At 43.2% G+C, this 234-nt stretch carries 1 pseudogene; it reads left to right on the forward strand.

The features are described 5' to 3' along the window. Positions 1–234 (forward strand): annotated as a pseudogene (locus AC0QHF_RS28900) (RNA-guided endonuclease TnpB family protein); the annotation flags it as partial.

The raw sequence follows: 234 nt of genomic DNA on the forward strand, positions 1-234 counted from the left end.
AAAGCATGGATAGACCGAGAGGTTAAAAGTCGGAATGATGCCTACAAATACTGCAAGTTATTGGCAGATAATCCCGATTTTCCTTGGGCTAAAAGGCTGAATTCGATGGCGCGACAAGCCCATGCAGAAAGGGCCTGGGCAGCTATTGAAAGGTTCTACAAAAACTGTCAAGCTAAAGTCCCTGGGAAAAAAGGTTATCCTAAATTTAAAAAGTATCAGGTTAGGGCATCGGTT

It is taken from the genome of Lyngbya sp. CCY1209, from assembly GCF_055795065.1.